The organism is Desulfosoma caldarium (assembly GCF_003751385.1).
In the GTDB taxonomy this organism is placed as follows: Bacteria; Desulfobacterota; Syntrophobacteria; order Syntrophobacterales; family DSM-9756; genus Desulfosoma; species Desulfosoma caldarium.
The window spans coordinates 320,946-338,362 of the sequence record NZ_RJVA01000012.1 but is presented as its reverse complement, the minus strand read 5'-3'; the positions used below and the strand labels follow the sequence as shown (position 1 = coordinate 338,362).

General features: G+C 54.8%; 14 protein-coding genes and 1 tRNA gene. 5 read left to right on the top strand and 10 right to left on the bottom strand.

What is annotated here, in order from left to right; translation table 11 throughout:
• Window positions 1-38: 38 nt before the first annotated feature.
• The 10 genes from EDC27_RS09705 to EDC27_RS09655 form a co-directional block, all read right to left on the bottom strand.
• A complete protein-coding gene (locus EDC27_RS09705) occupies window positions 39-1,742 on the bottom strand; it encodes a TonB-dependent receptor (protein WP_123290412.1) in 1,704 nt (567 codons plus the stop codon).
• 7 nt (window positions 1,743-1,749) lie between these two features.
• Complete coding sequence (locus tag EDC27_RS09700) at window positions 1,750-2,067, bottom strand: hypothetical protein (RefSeq protein WP_123290411.1); 318 nt, start codon at window positions 2,065-2,067, stop codon at window positions 1,750-1,752.
• A 533-nt stretch (window positions 2,068-2,600) separates the two neighbouring features.
• Window positions 2,601-3,353, bottom strand: a complete 753-nt coding sequence (locus EDC27_RS09695) for a phosphate ABC transporter ATP-binding protein (protein WP_123290410.1) — start codon at window positions 3,351-3,353, stop codon at window positions 2,601-2,603.
• A gap of 6 nt (window positions 3,354-3,359) precedes the next feature.
• A complete protein-coding gene (locus tag EDC27_RS09690) occupies window positions 3,360-4,241 on the bottom strand; it encodes a PstA family ABC transporter permease (protein WP_211334853.1) in 882 nt (293 codons plus the stop codon).
• Window positions 4,238-5,098 carry a PstC family ABC transporter permease gene (locus EDC27_RS09685; protein ID WP_123290409.1) on the bottom strand — a complete coding sequence of 287 codons (861 nt, stop codon included), beginning with the start codon at window positions 5,096-5,098 and terminating at the stop codon, window positions 4,238-4,240. Before EDC27_RS09685 ends, EDC27_RS09690 begins: the two co-directional genes overlap by 4 nt.
• Complete coding sequence (locus tag EDC27_RS09680) at window positions 5,095-5,931, bottom strand: phosphate ABC transporter substrate-binding protein (RefSeq protein ID WP_123290408.1); 837 nt, start codon at window positions 5,929-5,931, stop codon at window positions 5,095-5,097. Before EDC27_RS09680 ends, EDC27_RS09685 begins: the two co-directional genes overlap by 4 nt.
• Before the next feature lie 138 nt (window positions 5,932-6,069).
• Entirely contained in the window at window positions 6,070-7,395 is a 1,326-nt protein-coding gene (locus EDC27_RS09675) for a (Fe-S)-binding protein (protein ID WP_123290407.1), read from the bottom strand.
• 471 nt (window positions 7,396-7,866) lie between these two features.
• Window positions 7,867-8,625 carry an acyl-CoA dehydratase activase gene (locus EDC27_RS09670; protein WP_123290551.1) on the bottom strand — a complete coding sequence of 253 codons (759 nt, stop codon included), beginning with the start codon at window positions 8,623-8,625 and terminating at the stop codon, window positions 7,867-7,869.
• Window positions 8,626-8,708: 83 nt separating this feature from the next.
• Entirely contained in the window at window positions 8,709-9,980 is a 1,272-nt protein-coding gene (locus EDC27_RS09665) for a double-cubane-cluster-containing anaerobic reductase (protein WP_123290406.1), read from the bottom strand.
• Window positions 9,981-10,565: 585 nt separating this feature from the next.
• Window positions 10,566-10,642: transfer RNA gene (locus tag EDC27_RS09655), tRNA-Arg, on the bottom strand.
• 329 nt (window positions 10,643-10,971) lie between these two features.
• On the opposite strand from EDC27_RS09655, the gene EDC27_RS16020 reads away from it, so the two are divergent.
• From EDC27_RS16020 to bamA, 5 genes are all read left to right on the top strand, one after another.
• Window positions 10,972-11,136, top strand: a complete 165-nt coding sequence (locus EDC27_RS16020; protein ID WP_170161736.1) for a hypothetical protein — start codon at window positions 10,972-10,974, stop codon at window positions 11,134-11,136.
• 127 nt (window positions 11,137-11,263) lie between these two features.
• Window positions 11,264-12,757, top strand: a complete 1,494-nt coding sequence (lysS, locus tag EDC27_RS09650) for a lysine--tRNA ligase (RefSeq protein ID WP_123290404.1) — start codon at window positions 11,264-11,266, stop codon at window positions 12,755-12,757.
• 10 nt (window positions 12,758-12,767) lie between these two features.
• Window positions 12,768-14,015: a lipoprotein-releasing ABC transporter permease subunit gene (locus tag EDC27_RS09645; RefSeq protein ID WP_123290403.1), complete on the top strand. Its 1,248-nt coding sequence runs from the start codon at window positions 12,768-12,770 to the stop codon at window positions 14,013-14,015.
• A complete protein-coding gene (locus EDC27_RS09640) occupies window positions 14,008-14,712 on the top strand; it encodes an ABC transporter ATP-binding protein (RefSeq protein ID WP_123290402.1) in 705 nt (234 codons plus the stop codon). Before EDC27_RS09645 ends, EDC27_RS09640 begins: the two co-directional genes overlap by 8 nt.
• Window positions 14,713-14,759: 47 nt before the next feature.
• Window positions 14,760-17,417, top strand: coding sequence for an outer membrane protein assembly factor BamA (bamA, locus tag EDC27_RS09635; RefSeq protein WP_170161735.1), 2,658 nt, complete (start codon window positions 14,760-14,762; stop codon window positions 17,415-17,417).

Below are 17,417 nucleotides of genomic sequence, written 5' to 3'. Positions count from 1 at the left end.
AAACGGAAAGGCGCTGCAAAGCGCCTTTCTTCACGTTGTCAGAACACCAACTTAAAGCCCCCCGTGAAGGCAAATCCCGGATCTTGGAATTGCCAGGGCATTTCAAACTCGTTGTCTGTGATGTTATAGAATTGGCCATAAAACGACACGCTGGTGGTGTTTTTCTTCAAAAGGGTTTTTTCCACGTAAGCGTTTAAGACTTCATATGCCGAAAAGCGGTTTCGATCCTTTTTTGATGTGCTGTCGTAAATCTTTCCGGCAAGATGGAGATACACGCTAACCTTAAAATCGTGGGGAAGATCCATATCCACGCCGATATTTGCCATGTTTTTGGGAACAAAAGGCACTTCGGCACCGTCCATATCCGGGTCTTTATTGTTATCGATTTCCGTGTCCGTGTACGTGTAATTAGCGAAACACCGCATCCAGGGGGTAGGCCTGTATTGGACCTCCAGTTCAAAACCCATGGATGTGGTGTCTCCCGCATTGATGTCTTGCGCTTGCGAAGGATTTTGGCTCACCACCACCTGAACAATCTGGTCATTGACCTTGTTGTAGAAGCCTCGAACACTCAAAGCCAAATTTGTCCACGGCTTCCAATCGAGGCCCAGGTCACCCCCAATGCCAGATTCCGGATCCAAATCGGGGTTGGGAAGTCGGCCGTCTTTTCCAGGAACACCTCGGTCGGAAGAACGCAGAGTTCCGCCTACAGAATGGATCGAAGGGGCAACAAAGCTCGATCCCACATTGGCATAGACGGCGAGATGATCCAAAACGTGATGGCGTACGCCAGCACTCCACAGCCACTTATTCCAAGATATGGAATCATCTTCCGGGACCGAACCTCCCAGCCGATCCACGTCGTGTTTTGTGTAGGCGTAGCGGCCTCCCAATCGAAAAATCGTTCGGCCCCACACCAGTTCTTCCTGAGCATAGAGACCGTACTGCAGCGCGTTCGCATCGTTGATCACCGAACGAAGCCCTGGATCCGTGTAAGTTTTGTAAGAGGCGGTCTGAAAATCGGTGCCTACCGTCAACAAGCTGCCTCCCCAATGTTCAAACGCCACCGAAAGATCGGCAGGAATGATTTCCTGTCGCACACCACCCTTCTCACGCAAGGACAGATCCGCGGGGTAATTGTCCTCCTCCCACGAACGGTCGTAGTTGCGGTACCCGATTTTGGCCATGGCCGTGAGCGTTTCGCTGAAGGGGAGTTGGTAGGCAGAATGGATCGTCCAGTAATCATGATCAAAGCCCCTCTTTGGGCGCCCCGCATCGCCGTGATGGTTGGTGCGGTTGACGAAAAAGGACGCCTTGTGTCGCTCGTTGCCGTCAATGAACCATGTGGTCCGGCCGTAAAATTTGGTCTTTTGATATTCGGGATTATCGATCATGTTGAGCCAAGAGTCTTTGGTGCCGTAATTGGTGTAGTCGGAGTCTTCCAGACTGGCGCCAAGGAAGAAATGGACATTTCCAAGCGATTGTTGGTGGAGAAAACGGCCTCCAAAAGTTCTATAGGAACCGTAGTAGGCATCGAGGATGGTCTGAGGCTCGGGAAAAGGCTCCTTAAGAAAGATATTGGTCGTCCCCGTGAGCGGGCTCTGATTGCCGGCAAAATCCATACCCAGGTAGTTGGGATAGAGGACCGCGGCTGGACCACGCTGCACCTCGATGCGATCGACGACCAGCATCTCCAGAGCTTGAGGCTCCACGAAAACATCGATGGGCAGCCCTTCCAGCATGTAAGTGTTATACTTTTTTTGAGAAAGCCCGCCCACGGAACCCCAATTGGCATCGTTGCGCGAAAGAACGCTGGAAAAAAACACCCGGCTGATAAATTAAGTAGTCGGCAAGATTTCGATGACCCGAAACGATGACCGAAAGATCCTTGGATTCCAAAATGTCCACCTTTTGCGTTACATTGCCGGCGGTGCGGGGCACCTTGGACGCCGTGACCACCACGGGTTCAATCACCTCCACAGCCCATGATGTCTTGCAAGACAACCCTGCTACGAGCCCTAGGACCACGACCAAGACCCATGTTCCACGAAAGCCCTTCTTGCCCATGTCTTCCTCCTCAACGACGCAGATATCCCTTTCCTGTCACCCGCATCAAATGAGGCGACCGATCGCGCCAAGAGGCCTTCGTGGCCGAATTATTTTCTCCAGAAAAGGAAAACGGGGAAACGGAAGAGCCCATATTCTTATGGGCACTGCGTGGATGCCACTTACCCGTTAGCGAAGGACTCCAACTATCGGGATAGAGGCTGTACTTCTAGCAAAGACGCCCGTAGGGGTCAAGACGAACATGTTGTGGCGTTGTTTTAAGAAGCTCTCATTCGTGACGCGAGGGGGCGGGAACGATGGCCTCGTCGACGACCGGGCGGACGTCGGCACGACATCATCGCCCGTTGGGTCGGCCGTGGACACACCGGCATCCGCCGGCTTTCTTATCCGAGAGTATTTTATCCAGCATGGTCGACATGCCCTTTTCCCGACCATCGCGCTTGATATTCTCGACCGTGTGCTCAAAGCCATCACAGACACGTTCTTCTATCCAATGGCTTCTGCCCTTTTGCCCTTCTCCTTGCCGGAAAGGATCAAAAACTCCCTGAGAGCCTTTGATCGTCGCCTGGCAAAGCGCTCGACGGCACGATCTGCTGCAAAGTTCCATCCACCACTTCATAAACCTGATCGGCCACGCGCCGAACCTGATCCAGTTCGTGGGAGACGACCACCAAGGTGCATTGATCTTTAAGGCTCGTTAAAAGCTCTTCAATGACCCTCGCCGCGCGTACGTCCAAGGACGATGTGGGCTCATCCAAAAGCAGCACATCCGGTTCCGCCGCAAGAGCTCGCGCGATGCACAGCCGCTGCTGCTGGCCTCCAGACAGGCAACGAGCGTCCTCATGCAGACGATGTTTCACTTCGTTCCACAGATACGCTCGGCAAAGGGCCTTTTGGACCGCTTCCGAGACGACGTCTCTATTCTGAATGCCCATGACGTTTAATGGAAAAGCCACGTTCTTGTAGATGCTCATGGGAAGGGGATTGGGCGTCTGAAACACCAGGGCAACGCGCCGTCGAAGTTCCGTGACGGGAAAAGACGGATCGGAAACCAGTTGTTCCCGATCGTCCAAGCGAATCCACACATGGCCTTGCACTCGAGCTTCTGGAATTTCTTCCCACAATCGGTTGATGGCCAACAAAAATGAGCTTTTGCCTCGCCCCGAAGGCCCGATGACAGCCGTCACCGTACCCTCCATAAAAACGGCATTCACGTCATGCAGCACCCTTCGACTACCGTAGCTAAAGCTCAAGTGCTCTACTCGAATCTTCGCAAGAACATTCATCGCAGATCATGCCCGATAAAGGGCTCGGTATCCCACGGCCCGGCGAATGGCATAAGCCATGGCAAACAACGACAGGCTTGTGGCCAAAAGGATCAAAGCTGCGCCAAATCCCCTTTCCAACTCTTCCGTCGACGCATACTGTGTCGAAACATAGTAGATGAAAAACGGCAGCGCCTCAAAGGGATCTAGCAACGATCGAGGAACACCGGCCGACACCACCGCTCCCGTGAGCAGAATGACGGCCGTGTCCTCGGCGCACCGCCCTATGGCCAAAAGGAGTCCGCTGGCTATGCCCCGAAGGCTATAGGGGATGAGAACCCAGGTTAGGTTTTGAACCCGATCGGCACCAAGACTCAGCGCGATGATTCGCACCTGGACCGGCACGCTTTCCAGGGCCGTCTGGGTAGCTCGAATCACATAGGGAAGGACCAGAATCATAAGAGAAAAAGCGGCCACAACAAGGCATGGCCCAAAGCGGGGCGAGACCATTTTGTGTCCAATGAGGGAGACGCTAAAGCCAAAAAGCCCCACAACGACAGAAGGCACACCGGCAAGGACGTCGAAAAACACGGTGAGCATTTCCTTTAACCGGCCTCGGGCAAACTCGGCCAAGTAAATTCCTGTAGCCAGCCCCAGTGGGGCTGCCAGCGTGACGGCTCCCACCACCAGGGCCAAGGTTCCCACAGTTGCCGGCCATAAGCCGTCGAACACGGGCACCGCGCGAAACAGAGCATCCCAGGGCGAAACGTTGCCAAAAAGGAGCGCCGGGCCGATATGGGATGCTCCTCGCCAGGTCACAAAACCGACCACCACACCCGCTCCCACAACGAGCCAGACGCCGCTGATCCAGCATCCCCAAGAAACCGCCCTCATCCACACAACTTTCACGCCGCATCCTTTCCTATGCCGGTTCGTATTTTCCATGCGTACAGGGCAGCGCACGCGGTTAAAGCATAGAGCACCATCCCGCACAAAAAGATGAAGGCGAATTCGAGGCTTCGAAAATCTGCAGCAATGACCAGAGCGATGTGCGCGGTCAAGGTTCTCGCGGAGTCCAGAAGGGAGGAAGGTATTTGTGCAGCATTACCGGCGAGCATGAGCGCAATGAGCGTATCGCCCAGGGCACGGCCAAAGGCAATAACGGTTCCTGCGACAAGCCCCTTTCCAGCGGAGGGAATAACCACCCAGACGAAGCGTTGGACGGCATCGGCCCCTGAGGCTGCTGCCGCCAAAAGGGTCTCGCGAGGTACGGCCGCAAAAGCATCGCAAAAGAAAAGGGTCATGGTGGGAGTGATCATCAAGGAAAGAGGGATGAGCGCGCTCAAAAGGCACCGTCCGGAACCCGCCTCAAAAACATGGCGGACCGCCGGAACTAACACAAAGACCCCCACAAAACCATAGATGACCGTGGGAAACCCGGTCATGATCTGCACCAGGCGCCTGAGCGGCACCGCCACCGTCCAAGGAGCCAGGCCATAAATCAATCCCGCACAGCCGAGACTCACCGGAAAGGCCACCGCAAGGCTTGTGAACGCCAATGTGAGACTTGCTGTCATCATGGGAAGAATACCGAAGTGGCCACGAATAGGGTCCCAGCTTCCGGTAAGAAGGTCTAGCAGGGGCAAAGTGGTGAAAAGGGGGCGGGCCAATAGGGCCATGAAAATCAAAATGGCCAAAGGAATGGCGGCGGCAACGAAAGTGGCCGCCGCCAGGACTTTTCGAATCCATCGTTCACGACGCGTCATTGGGTGACGGGGATGTATCCCTTGTCCGCAATGACCGCCTGACCTTCAGGGGCATACAAAAGGCCGAGAAAGGCTTTGGCCAGAGGCGACGGATCCCCTTTGGTGTTGCTGTAGAGCCCGCGGGCCACGGGGTAACGCCCGGATTGCACGTTATCGACGTTGGCTTCCACGCCGTCCAAAATCACTGCTCGGACCGACTCGTCCACGTATCCCACCGACATATATCCTATGGCGGCAGGGTCCGTGGCCACCGCCGTTTTCATGGCCCCGTTAGACGGGACCACATCCGCATCCTTTCGAATCGCCCCCTTATCAAGAGCTTTTTTCCAAAACACTTCACGGGTTCCACTGGCCTCATCCCGCGTGAACACGTGGATGGCTCTATCCGGCCCTCCCACGTCTTTCCAGTTCATGATTTTACCGGAAAAGATGTCCTTCACTTGCTGCACGGTTAGAGCGCGCACGGGATTTTGAGGGTGCACGACGGCCGCGACCCCATCCATGGCCCAACGATACAGCTTCAAACCATACGCGGCGATTTCCTCGTCCGTGGGCTTGCGTCCCGAGTTGCCGATGTCCACAAGGCCTTCCCCCACTTGTTTGATCCCCACGCCCGATCCACCTCCGGCAATGGTGATGCGAATAGCGGGATAGCGCCTCATCACCTCCTGGGCCAAGGTTTGCATGACCGGAATGTGGGCCGTACCCCCAGAGATCTTGAGAGTTCCTTCAAGCCCTCTGAAAGCTTCAAAACTGTCCGCACAGGCTCCCGAAGCAGTCGCCAGAACCCACAAGAACACTGAAATGAGGAGATAGCCTCGCCGCACCCGCATGGCCTTCCTCCATCATAAAAAAGAAAATGTGTGGACGGCCCTCTTCAGCGGAGAGATAGGAGAGGGGCCATCCCGCATCTTGTTTTGATGACGGCAAAAAGCACGAAAGCCGTCGGCGCTCCCAGTCGAAACAGACTCCTACTCCAGATCCCCCTCCATGTCCACGCCAAGCCGCTCCCACTGTGCCCGCGCTTCCTCTTCGGCCCGAGCCACCTCTTCATCGCTCCACGGTTCTAATACAAGAGCTTCCGCCACCAGTTGCCAAATGTATTTCACCTCGTACTTCGCGTCTTCCGGATAATATTTGGGCAACCGTCTCATCATCTGATCACGGCAGTTGGAGCAGCCCACGACCACGACATCGGCGCCGCTGTTTTTAATCTGGCGCACCTTGTAGCGCCCGTGAAAGGCCGATTCTTCCTCAAAGGGCGCGGGCCAATTACCGCCGCCGGCACCACAACAATAGTTGCAGCTCCGGTTGGGTTCCATGTCGACGAACTGGTCCACACACTGCTGAATGATCCAGCGGGGTTCTTCGTAGTAACCTTTACCAAAGTTGCGTTCCAACTCGCGGCCGTGTTTACAGGAATCGTGCCAGGTGAAGACCTTGCCTGCCTTGCGGCTCTTATCCAGGCGAATTCGACCCGTCTCTATAATTTCTTTCAAATAATCATACAGATAAATATAGTCGACGCGGTTGGTGGGGTCTTCCATTGAACAGACCTTCATCCCCTTTCGGCAGCCGTAGGATCCTCCGCCGCAATCGGGCATAATCATGCGCTTAACACCAAGGCGTTTCATGTGCTCAATCTTGCGTTTGGCCAAGATCTTGGTGGCTTCATAATTTCCCGTAAACAAGCCCCAGTCCACCGCCTCCCAATTCTCCAGTGGAATGGTCCAGTTTTCCTTGGCAGCATAAAAGATCTTCCACCACCACTTCATGTCTTCATTGTCAGAGAAAACTTCCTTACTGTTGGGAAAAAAGAGGATGTCAGCACCCGGCTTATCCACCGGCACGTAAAAACCGGGACACTCATCGGCGGCCAGTTCGGCACCCAAATCGGCCATCAGAAAAAGATAATCTTCCTGGGGAATGGCCATGTTGTTACCCGTTGCCAACACATTTTCAACGCCCTTGTGCAGAATGCCTGGAACTTGGTCCCGAGGCCGCAGATGCTTCATGTGACCAAGAATCGCCACAATGTCGATGCCCATGGGGCACGCATGGGCACAGCGGCCACATCCTGTGCACACCCATGGGAACTTGGACTGCACCACCTCGTCCAAAAGCCCCAAAGCCAACATGCGGATCACCTTACGCGTATCCCAGCCTTCCATGCCCGGCGTCCCCGTAATAGGGCAACCGTTGGAACAGGTGCCGCAGGTGAGGCAAAGATTGAGATCAAACTGGTTGAGATACTGGCGAACATCGTCTTGAAGCTTACGCGGTGTGAGGGCTTCCATTGAGGCCTCCTCCTTGTGTGCCGTGACTCACCGTGCCGCCCTGCGCGGCTCTCTTGGCATTCCTTAAGGAAATTTTGGTGTCGCACAAGGTGTAGACGTGTTGCTCTTTGAGTGCAAATAGGAAGTTCCGATGTTCGGAAGCCTTGCTTATAGGTCAGCTGTCAGCCAACGCGTGGGGATACCGGACATCCGATGGCAAAGGCAGTGAAAGTGCGGCTCCGTCCTTGATCTTTTTTGAAGCGGCAAAAACCATTCCCCGCTCTTTGGCCCCCAAAATCAGCAAGCGAGGCACCTACGATTCAAGACAAAACCTGCTCAAGCACGCTCGAAGGGGCAGGTCATAAACCTCCCCGCAGGTTTTTTGTCCTGTCTGCATTGCTCCCACATCGACCGGCCCCCTCGAGGCCGGTCATCACAGACTTCCGCCATCACCATGAGCCGGAGATGGACTTTGCTGGGCTGAAACGCACATCACCCTGACGCTCCGATCAAGGCGGCGCCCAAGGCGCCGATCACGTCGGGATTCTCGGCAACGATCATGGCCTCGCCCAGAGATTCGCTCAAAAGCCGGCACACGCAGGGATTGTGCGCCACGCCGCCGGCAAAAACCAAAGGCGACGCCCCGCCCACGCGACGCAGCATGGCCAAAGTGCGGCGCACGACGGCTCGATGCAGCGCCATGGCGATATTCTGAGGTCTTTCTCCGCGAGCCATCAAGGAGGTGGCTTCGGATTCGGCAAAAACGGTACACATGCTGTTGATCTCGACTTGTTTGTCCGCCTGCAAGGCAAAGTGTCCAAAGGCTTCCAAGGGAACCTGAAGGGATGAGGCCATAAACTCCAAGAACTTTCCGGTTCCGGCAGCACATCGATCGTTCATTTCAAATTTGGCGACAGAACCGTGGGCGGACAAGGCAATGACCTTGGTGTCTTGACCTCCGATATCCAAGACGGTTCGAGCCTGCGGATACAGGTGGTGGACGCCTCGAGCGTAAGCCTGAATTTCGGTCACGGTGCGCGCGCAAAGGTGTGGAAACTGTTCCGCCACCAGTCGGCGTCCGTATCCGGTGACCACCACGGAGCATCCATCCACATGGGCCAAAAGCCTTCGACACTGCGCCAAAGGATCAAAGGTGGTGGGGGCTTTCTCCCACGTCCATTTTCCAGAGGATTCCTCCAGAACCACCCGCTCAATGGATCGGCTCCCCACATCAAGGCCAATTATCGCCATGCCAAAAGCCAACCTCCCGCCGCCTCAGCACGGCGTCATCATGGTTTCTGCCGTCCCATGGGCTTCATTTTAACAATGCACCCTCAGCGAACCATTTCCACAAACGCTTCCACTCGCGTTTTTAACTGCTCCACATCTTCCATGCTATAGTCCGTCTCGATGGCCACCATGGGAAAACCCGCTTCTTGAAGGGCCTTTTCCACCTTGAAGCTTTCCATGGCATACGGCTGACAGAACGACAACCCATAGTGAATGACGCCCTTGACGTTGAGTTCCCGTGCCATGTCCACAATGTGCTCCAATCGCTCCGCATTGGGCGTAAAACAGGCGCAGTCGATCTTCATGTACCGATCCACGATGGCGTCCAGCAATTCATCCAAGTTGGAGGCGCTTTCGTCGACCAGGTCTCGCGTGTTACGGGACCCGATACAGGATTCCTCACCGACCACCACAGCCCCTGAGGATTCGATGATATAGGGAAGCTTCCAGTTGGGAATGGCCATGGGGCATCCCGAAAGCATGAGCCGCACGGCCCCGTCGGCAACCCCCTCGCCTCGACGAACCTTGTCCTCCAACTCGTCACAAAGTTCCTCAATTTTTTGGGTGAAACGCTTCGGATCGTCGTAGAAACTCACTTGGTTGATGAGAAGCACATCGCGACCGGAAATAGGCACCGGATGGGCGGCTCGCAAGCGATTCAGGCGCTGCAGCGCCCGCCGGCGCTGGTTGATAAGAACAACTGCTTCCCGCAAGCGTTCTGCGGTGATGGATCGACCTGTGAGATCCTCGACGGCCTGCTTGAACCGAAGGACTTCCGCTTTCCACAAGGCTCGGTCGGCGGCACATTTCATTTGGGGAATTTCCATGACGTACACCGGCGCATAGTCAGAAAAGATCTCATAGGCCTTTTTCTTACCGTCACAGGTGGTTTCTCCCACCACCATATCGCAGGATTCGATAAAAGGGCACAATCGCGCCAGTTTAAAACCCACAAAGGACTTGATGAGGGCACAGGTGTTGCGGGGAAGAATTTTTTCCGCCGCTTCGGTGCCGGCTTCCGCCCCGGCGCAAAGCCCTACCTGAATGGCATCGGCAGCCCACACGATTTCTTCGGGAACAAACACGCAAAAGGTGCCAATGACTTTGCGCCCGTTAGCCCGAGCTTCCTGAAGTTCCTGAATGCGCAGACCATGAATCTCTGAAAGCACGAAATCCAGGTACTCCATACCTCGAAGCCGGCCCTGCTGACTCATGTAAATGTCACCATAAAACTTTCCGAGGACCTCCAATAGCGATGCGTGGGCGTCTAGGTCCAAGTTCAACCGCTCCCACATGGCCTCGTAACGTCCCGTCATGGCTCTCCTCCCTATAGGATTGGGATGCCGCGTCGAGCACTGCCGCGTAGAACACCTCTTTAGGTTTTCCGAGGGCAGGCCTTGCGCCGCGTGCTTCAAATAGATGTTTAGCGCATTCACAAATGCTCTGTGTTTCTATGGCATGATCGCCAGAGGGACAAATAGGAAATGTCCGATTTTCCAATAGATAGAAATCGGTCCTTTCTATAGTTGAAAAGCTTCGTAGAGCCGATGAGCACAGGATACCCGGCTGAAAGAACTCTCAGAAAATCCGTACCTTGCCTTTGATGCATGAGGGATTGGATCATGCCGAAAAGGCCGAACGCAAACTCTCCGACGGCCATCTCACTTGCCAGGCCAAAAGATGATGATCTCACGGCCATGAGCATTCTTTCCGCACGCATTTCCGATAAAAGACCAAAGCTAGATTTTCCGTGACAGAAGAGACATCAGGATCGAATCCGTTGGGTGCAAAATCGCCAGAAAAGAAGGCTACGATGAACATTTGCAGCGGGCAATGCGCAAGGAGGGTTGGGCTTAAGAAATTCGAAGAGCCTCAAGATGAGCTTTAACCCATTGGTTTTATGGCGCGCCTGGGAGGATTCGAACCCCCGACCCGCGGATTAGAAGTCCGCTGCTCTGTCCTCCTGAGCTACAGGCGCCCACGATGGCGGTCGGCCGAAAGGCCGCTCCGACCCAGTGAAAATGTGGGCCCTACTTTACGTAAAGCCCCGGCGCTGTCAATAGCCTTGCCAAGGGCGCCATGGTGGCCCTTGGCACGGTGCGCCGGCGGAACCGATTCACGTTTCCTTTTTCTTTGCTTTGAAAATCAAAACTGGCTTAAGATTTCAAGCGGTCTGAATGCAATGGAAAGTCACTTTTTCGTTTTTGCCTGAATGAGCCGTTACAAACTTCGCGTTTTTGGGAAAAGGGTCGGATAAACACGGTCCATGGTTGGAGTGCAGCACCAAGGGTTTTCCAGGGGGAAGGGATGAGTCGCAGTACAGCGTGGATGTGTTTGGGAGGGGGCGTGATTCTTTTCGGGCTTGGCGTGCAACGGGTTTGGCACCACGGCGATTGGGCGCTTCTCATTTTGAGCGTCCTCATTGGCGCTTTTAGCATCTCGGCCCTCATGAAAGACAAAACCCGCAAATAGGCTCTCTCCACATGGCTCAGCAGGGTCCGTGCTTGACGCCACGGCCCAAATCAACTACGGTTCTCCCGCATTTTTCGGCCGATTGTGCGACTCTTCATCGCTGGAAAAGGAAAGGACACCTACATCTATGGAGGAACTCAGTCAGGTACTTCGGGAGCGCCTTGCCAAAGCGGAACAAATGGAACGGGAAGGCATATGCCTTTACCCGAACGGATACACCGTGGATCATGCCATCGGCTCCATCGTGAACGATTTCGGTCACAAGAGCCAGGAGGAGCTGGAATCTGATCCCCCTGCCCCTTTCCTTGTGGCGGGTCGAATCATGGCGTTGCGTTCTTTCGGCCGGTCCATTTTTATGCACATTCAGGACGGTTCCGGCCGCATTCAGGTTTACTGCCAGCAAAACACGCTGGGCAAGGATGCGTACGCCCTAGTCAAGAAGTTGGATCTGGGAGACATCATCCGCGTTCGCGGCACCCTTTTTCGCACCAAGACCAAGGAACTGACCCTTCTGGCCCAGGACGTCGTGCTTCTAACCAAGAACCTTCGTCCACTTCCCGAAAAATACCACGGCCTCAAAGATGTGGAGACCCGCTACCGCCAGAGGTATGTGGATCTTATTGTGAATCCTTCGGTTCGAGACACCTTTGTCAAGAGGACGCAGATCGTTCAGGCCGTGCGGCAATTTCTTTCCAGTCGAGGCTTTCTGGAAGTGGAAACGCCCATGATGCAGATCATTCCAGGAGGCGCCACGGCCAAGCCCTTCAAGACCTTTCACAACGCTCTCGGCATTGACCTTTATCTTCGCATCGCTCCGGAGCTTTATCTTAAAAGGCTTCTTGTTGGCGGCTTTGAACGTGTTTTTGAACTCAACCGCAATTTTCGAAACGAGGGCATTTCCACGCAGCACAATCCCGAATTCACGATGCTGGAATTCTACCAAGCCTACGCCACCTTTGAGGACCTTATCACCCTCACCGAGCAACTCTTTGTCCACGTGGCGCAACAGGTCAACGGCGGTCGCCTTCAGGTTACCTACCAGGGCGCTACCATAGATCTGACACCTCCCTGGCGCCGCTTTCGTCTGTCGGAAGCGTTGACGGAAATCGGCCAAATTCCGCCGGAAGCCGTGCACGATCCCGACGCCACTGCCAATGTAGCCCGTTCCCTAAACCTGCCAGTGGAAAAATACGAAGGCCATGGCAAGCTTCTCACCAAGATTTTTGACCTCGTGGTGGAGCCCAAACTGGTGCAGCCGACTTTCATAACCCACTATCCCCTTGAGGTGTCGCCGCTGTCCCGAAAAAACGATCGGGAGCCGCACCTGACAGATCGCTTTGAACTCTTCATTGCAGGCCGGGAAATGGCCAATGCCTTTTCGGAACTGAACGACCCTCGGGACCAAAGGGAAAGGTTTCGGCGCCAGCTGGAAGCGCGAGAAGCCGGAGATGAGGAAGCGCACCTGATGGATGAGGATTACATTCGAGCTCTCGAATACGGAATGCCTCCGGCCGCCGGAGAAGGAATCGGCATCGACCGCATGGTCATGCTTTTTACCGATTCGCCGAGCATTCGCGATGTGATCTTGTTTCCACATCTTCGTCCCGAAAAGAAGCAGTAGCGAAGCCCCTATGCAGTTTGAGCTTTTTGTCAGTCTCCGCTACCTGATGGCCAAAAGAAGGCATGCCTTCATCTCCCTGATCACCTTGATTTCGGTGGCCGGCGTGGCCGTTGGGGTCATGGCTCTGATAGTCGTTTTGGCCGTCATGAACGGTTTTCAGCACGATTTGAGGGACCGCATCTTGGGCATCACATCCCATGCCGTCATCGGTCATTTTCAAGGCATCTTTGACGGGTATGCTCATCTGGTGCAAGAAATTGAACGGGAAGACGGGGTTGAGGCGGCGACACCCTTCGTGCTCACCCAAGTCATGGTGAATTCCGGCAAGTTCATCTCCGGGGCCATTCTGCGGGGCATCGACCCGAAAACGGCCCCCAGGGTGACGCGGCTGGAACAAAGCCTTCTTCAAGGCACCCTCGCCTCCCTTTTATCGTCCCGTGAAGACGCATCGTTCACAGAGCGTCCTGCGCCGAGCATCATTGTTGGCGTCGAACTGGCGGCCCGCCTGGGCGTTCAGACCAACGACTATGTGACCCTGATTTCCCCCACGGGGCAGACCACGCCTGCAGGGCGCGTTCCCAAGAGTCGGCTTTATCGGGTGGTTGGTCTTTTTAAATCAGGCATGTATGAATACGATAACACTCTGGCCTATGTCCATATCAGGGATGCCCAGAAGCTTTTGGGAATCGGCGATGCTGTGAGCGGCATCGAAGTCAAGGTGAAGGATATTTATGCGGCCGCCTCCGTCTCTAATAAGCTGCAAAAAAAACTTGGCTATCCCTATTGGGTTCGAGACTGGATGCAGATGAACCACAATCTATTCTCGGCACTCAAGCTGGAAAAGGTCGTCATGTTTATCATACTCACTTTGATCATCTTGGTTGCCGCCTTTAACATTGTCAGTTCTTTAATCATGATGGTCATGGAAAAAACCAAAGACATCGCCATTCTCAAAGCCATGGGCGCCACCACGCATAAGGTTCGGCGCATCTTCGTTTTGGAAGGGTTACTCATCGGCGTGGTGGGCACCGTCCTGGGACTCGTGGGTGGCTTTACCCTATGCGAACTACTCAAGCGCTACCAGTTCATCGAGCTTCCCAGGGACGTGTATTACATATCCACCCTGCCGGTTCGCACGGAACCGCTGGACGTGGTCCTCATTGCCTGTGCGGCGGTTGCGATTTGTCTTGTGGCGACGTTTTATCCGTCAAAGCAGGCCGCCAAGCTTCATCCTGCGGAGGCGCTGCGTTATGAATGAGCGACCGCAGGGTCTGCAGATTCATGCCGTGGGCATTTCCAAAGTGTTCAACAACGGGCCGCAGCGGGTGGAACTTTTTCGAGATTTAGAACTGACCGTCTCTCGAGGCGAAATGGTCGCCGTGGTGGGCGCGTCTGGGGTGGGCAAATCCACCCTCCTGCACATTCTCGGTACCCTGGATCGGCCCACGGCCGGCAAGGTGCTTTTTGGAGGCAACGATGTCTTTTTGTGGCCGGAGGACACGCTGGCCGAATTTCGCAATCGTCATATCGGGTTTGTTTTTCAGTTTCATTACTTGTTGCCGGAATTTACGGCCCTGGAAAACGTCATGATGCCCGGTATGATCGCGGGCCTTTCCAAAAAAGCCGTTCGAGCACGGGCGGAAGATCTTTTGGATAAACTGGAGCTAAGCCACCGCCGTCACCACAGGCCGGCGGAACTTTCCGGCGGTGAACAACAGCGCGTGGCCATCGCTCGAGCCTTGGTTCTGGGACCTTCGATCCTGCTGGCCGATGAGCCGACGGGAAATCTGGACACAAAGACGGCCCGGCGGTTCCACGAGTTGCTGGTCGCTTTGAATAAAGAGTTGGGCCTCACCATGGTCGTGGTGACCCATAATCAGGAATTGGCCGCCGTCATGCATCGCACGTTGCAACTTTCGGACGGGCAACTTCGCCCGGTGGCGGCTGTCCACTGAGGGTCAGGAGGCGAAGGGGCTTTGGTAGAACACCCATGAGGAGAATCATGATGGCCAGAAAGCTCGGCTATGCTTTGGGGGTTTTGCTGCTGTGGGCTTTGAGCGCGCAGGGACAGGAAATGGCACCGGCTGAGCACCCACGGGTTGCCGTCGCCCCTTTTGCCGTCCACACGGCCCAGCCTCAACCTCAGTTAAGCACCGGAGTCCAAGAACTGATTGCTCAAAGCCTGCTCAACCTGGGTGTGGAACTGGTGCCGTTGCCCGAGGTGCGGCGCGCGGCAGGAAACCAACCCGTGGCAAGTGAGTCGCAAGCCCTGGACTTGGCACGGCGCCTCAAGGCCCGCTACGTCATCTGGGGAAGCCTCACACAACTGGGGGACAAGGCAAGTGTGGACGGACGACTCGTGGACGCGGAAAGGCCGGCGGCCCCACAAGTCCTCTTTGTGGAAGGGGATTGGGCCAACCTGGTCGATGCCGCTCAACAAATGGCTCAACAGGTCACCGTTCATGTTCTAGCCAAAGCCGTGGTGGCGGATGTTAGCGTGCGAGGCACCGAGCGCATCGAGCCGGACGCCATCTTGGTGCAGGTGAAAACAAAGAAAGGCGAACTGCTTAGCCAGGAAACCCTGCAGGAAGACCTTCGCACCATCTACAAAATGGGCTTTTTTGAAACCGTGGCCGTCGACGTTACGGATACCGATAAGGGAAAGCAGGTGACGTTCGTGGTGCGGGAAAAGCCTTCCGTGGTGGACGTCAAGATTAAAGGCAATGACAAGATCAAAGACAAGGATATTCTTGCGGCCATTTCCACCAAACCATTTACCGTACTGCGCATGAACGTGGTCAATGACGATGCCAACCGCATCGTCAAGCTCTACCATCAAAAGGCCTTTTTCCATGCAGAAGTCTCCCCGTCTGTCGAATTTCCACAGGATCCTCGAAAGGCGGTGGTCACCTTTCGCATCAAAGAAGGCAAAAAGGTTTACGTGAAGCGTGTAACGTTTACGGGCAACAAACATTTTTCCGACCGTAAGCTTCGAGGAATCATGGAAACCAAGGCACGCGGCTTCTTTTCCTGGGTTTCCGACAAAGGGGTACTGGATCGGGAAGTGTTGGATACAGATTTGGACCGGCTGACCGCTTTTTACCATGATCGGGGCTTCATGGACGCTCGAGCGGGCACGCCCTCGGTGGAAATGAAAGACGATGGTTTTCATGTGACCATTCCCGTGATGGAGGGGGAGCGGTACCGAGTCTCTTCCGTACAAGTTCAAGGCGACCTTCTGGAAACCACCCCGAAAGTGGCCGAAAAACTGGAACTTAAGGAAAAACAGTATTTCAGCCGTGAAAAACTCCGCAAAGACCTGGACACCCTCACCAAACACCTCATGGATGCGGGACACGCCTACGCTGAGGTGGACCCCATGGTGACGAAAAACCAGGAAAGCCATACCGCCACCGTGGTCTATCAACTACGCAAAGGACCCGTGGTGCACATCGAAAAGATTACCATCACGGGAAATACGCGAACGCGGGATAACGTGATTCGACGAGAAATTCAGCTGGCCGAAGGCGACCGCTTCAGCGTTTCGGCCTTGGAACGCAGTCAGCTGAATCTTCGGCGCGTGGACTATTTTGAAGAAGTCGACATTCAAAGTTCCCAGAGCTCCAGCTCGGAAGCCATGAACCTCAACGTCAAGGTGAAAGAAAAGCCGACAGGAGCGCTTAGTGTGGGAGGCGGCTATTCGTCGGAAGACGGGGTTTTTGTCGGAGGCAACATTATGGAGCGAAACTTGTTCGGCCGTGGCCAATACCTCGCTCTCAAGGCCTATCTGGGCGGGCAAACCTCGCGGTACTCGATCAGTTTCACCGAACCGTGGTTGTTCGACATACCCCTTTCCGCCGGATTCGACCTTTATGATTGGTATCGAGAATACAACGACTTCGACAAAGACGCTACAGGGGGCAAGCTTCGAATCAGCCATCCCTTTGGCACGTGGAGCCGGTGGCATTTGGCGTATGTTTTTGAAAGCGCTAAGGTGTCTAATGTGGCCGAAGATGCGGCGCTTATCATCAAAGACCAGGAGGGGCGCCAAATTAAAAGCAGCCTCATAGGGTCCATCGAACGGGACAGCACCGACCATCCCTTTCTACCCACGCGAGGATCTACGGTAAAGGTTTCGTTGGAATATTCCATTCCCTATCTAGGAAGTGATTCGGATTTCGTGAGTGTCGTTTGTGGAGTCGGCCGGTATGTGCCCTTGTGGTGGAAGTTTGTTGGCTTTGCGCACGTGAAGGGCGGCTACATCTTTGAGTTGGACGCGGACAAGCCGGCCCCCATCTATGAACGCTTCTTTCTTGGAGGCATCAATTCCATTCGGGCCTTTAGATGGGGCGACGTGGGACCCAAGGATCCGGAAACGGGGGATAGCATCGGCGGCATCAAGTTCGGCCAGGTAAACCTGGAACTGCTCTTTCCTCTGGTGGAAAAAATCGGCATGCGAGGCGTCCTCTTCTTTGATGCCGGCAACGCTTTTGCAAAGGGCGAAGATTTTCGCCTAAATGATTTTCGAAAGGCAGGTGGGATGGGTTTGCGTTGGAATTCTCCCTTGGGGCCACTGCGCATCGAATGGGGCTACAATTTGGATCGAAAATCCGGCGAAGATACAAGCAATTGGCAATTTTCCATGGGCGTATTTTTCTAG

Bases quoted from the DNA above. Each gene is read 5' to 3' on its own strand.
- EDC27_RS09705 (WP_123290412.1), bottom strand. From the start codon at position 1,742: ATGCTGGAAGGGCTGCCCATCGATGTTTTCGTGGAGCCTCAAGCTCTG.
- EDC27_RS09700 (WP_123290411.1), bottom strand. From the start codon at position 2,067: ATGGGCAAGAAGGGCTTTCGTGGAACATGGGTCTTGGTCGTGGTCCTA.
- EDC27_RS09695 (WP_123290410.1), bottom strand. From the start codon at position 3,353: ATGAATGTTCTTGCGAAGATTCGAGTAGAGCACTTGAGCTTTAGCTAC.
- EDC27_RS09685 (WP_123290409.1), bottom strand. From the start codon at position 5,098: ATGACGCGTCGTGAACGATGGATTCGAAAAGTCCTGGCGGCGGCCACT.
- EDC27_RS09680 (WP_123290408.1), bottom strand. From the start codon at position 5,931: ATGCGGGTGCGGCGAGGCTATCTCCTCATTTCAGTGTTCTTGTGGGTT.
- EDC27_RS09675 (WP_123290407.1), bottom strand. From the start codon at position 7,395: ATGGAAGCCCTCACACCGCGTAAGCTTCAAGACGATGTTCGCCAGTAT.
- EDC27_RS09670 (WP_123290551.1), bottom strand. From the start codon at position 8,625: ATGGCGATAATTGGCCTTGATGTGGGGAGCCGATCCATTGAGCGGGTG.
- EDC27_RS09665 (WP_123290406.1), bottom strand. From the start codon at position 9,980: ATGACGGGACGTTACGAGGCCATGTGGGAGCGGTTGAACTTGGACCTA.
- EDC27_RS16020 (WP_170161736.1), top strand. From the start codon at position 10,972: ATGAGTCGCAGTACAGCGTGGATGTGTTTGGGAGGGGGCGTGATTCTT.
- lysS (WP_123290404.1), top strand. From the start codon at position 11,264: ATGGAGGAACTCAGTCAGGTACTTCGGGAGCGCCTTGCCAAAGCGGAA.
- EDC27_RS09645 (WP_123290403.1), top strand. From the start codon at position 12,768: ATGCAGTTTGAGCTTTTTGTCAGTCTCCGCTACCTGATGGCCAAAAGA.
- EDC27_RS09640 (WP_123290402.1), top strand. From the start codon at position 14,008: ATGAATGAGCGACCGCAGGGTCTGCAGATTCATGCCGTGGGCATTTCC.
- bamA (WP_170161735.1), top strand. From the start codon at position 14,760: ATGATGGCCAGAAAGCTCGGCTATGCTTTGGGGGTTTTGCTGCTGTGG.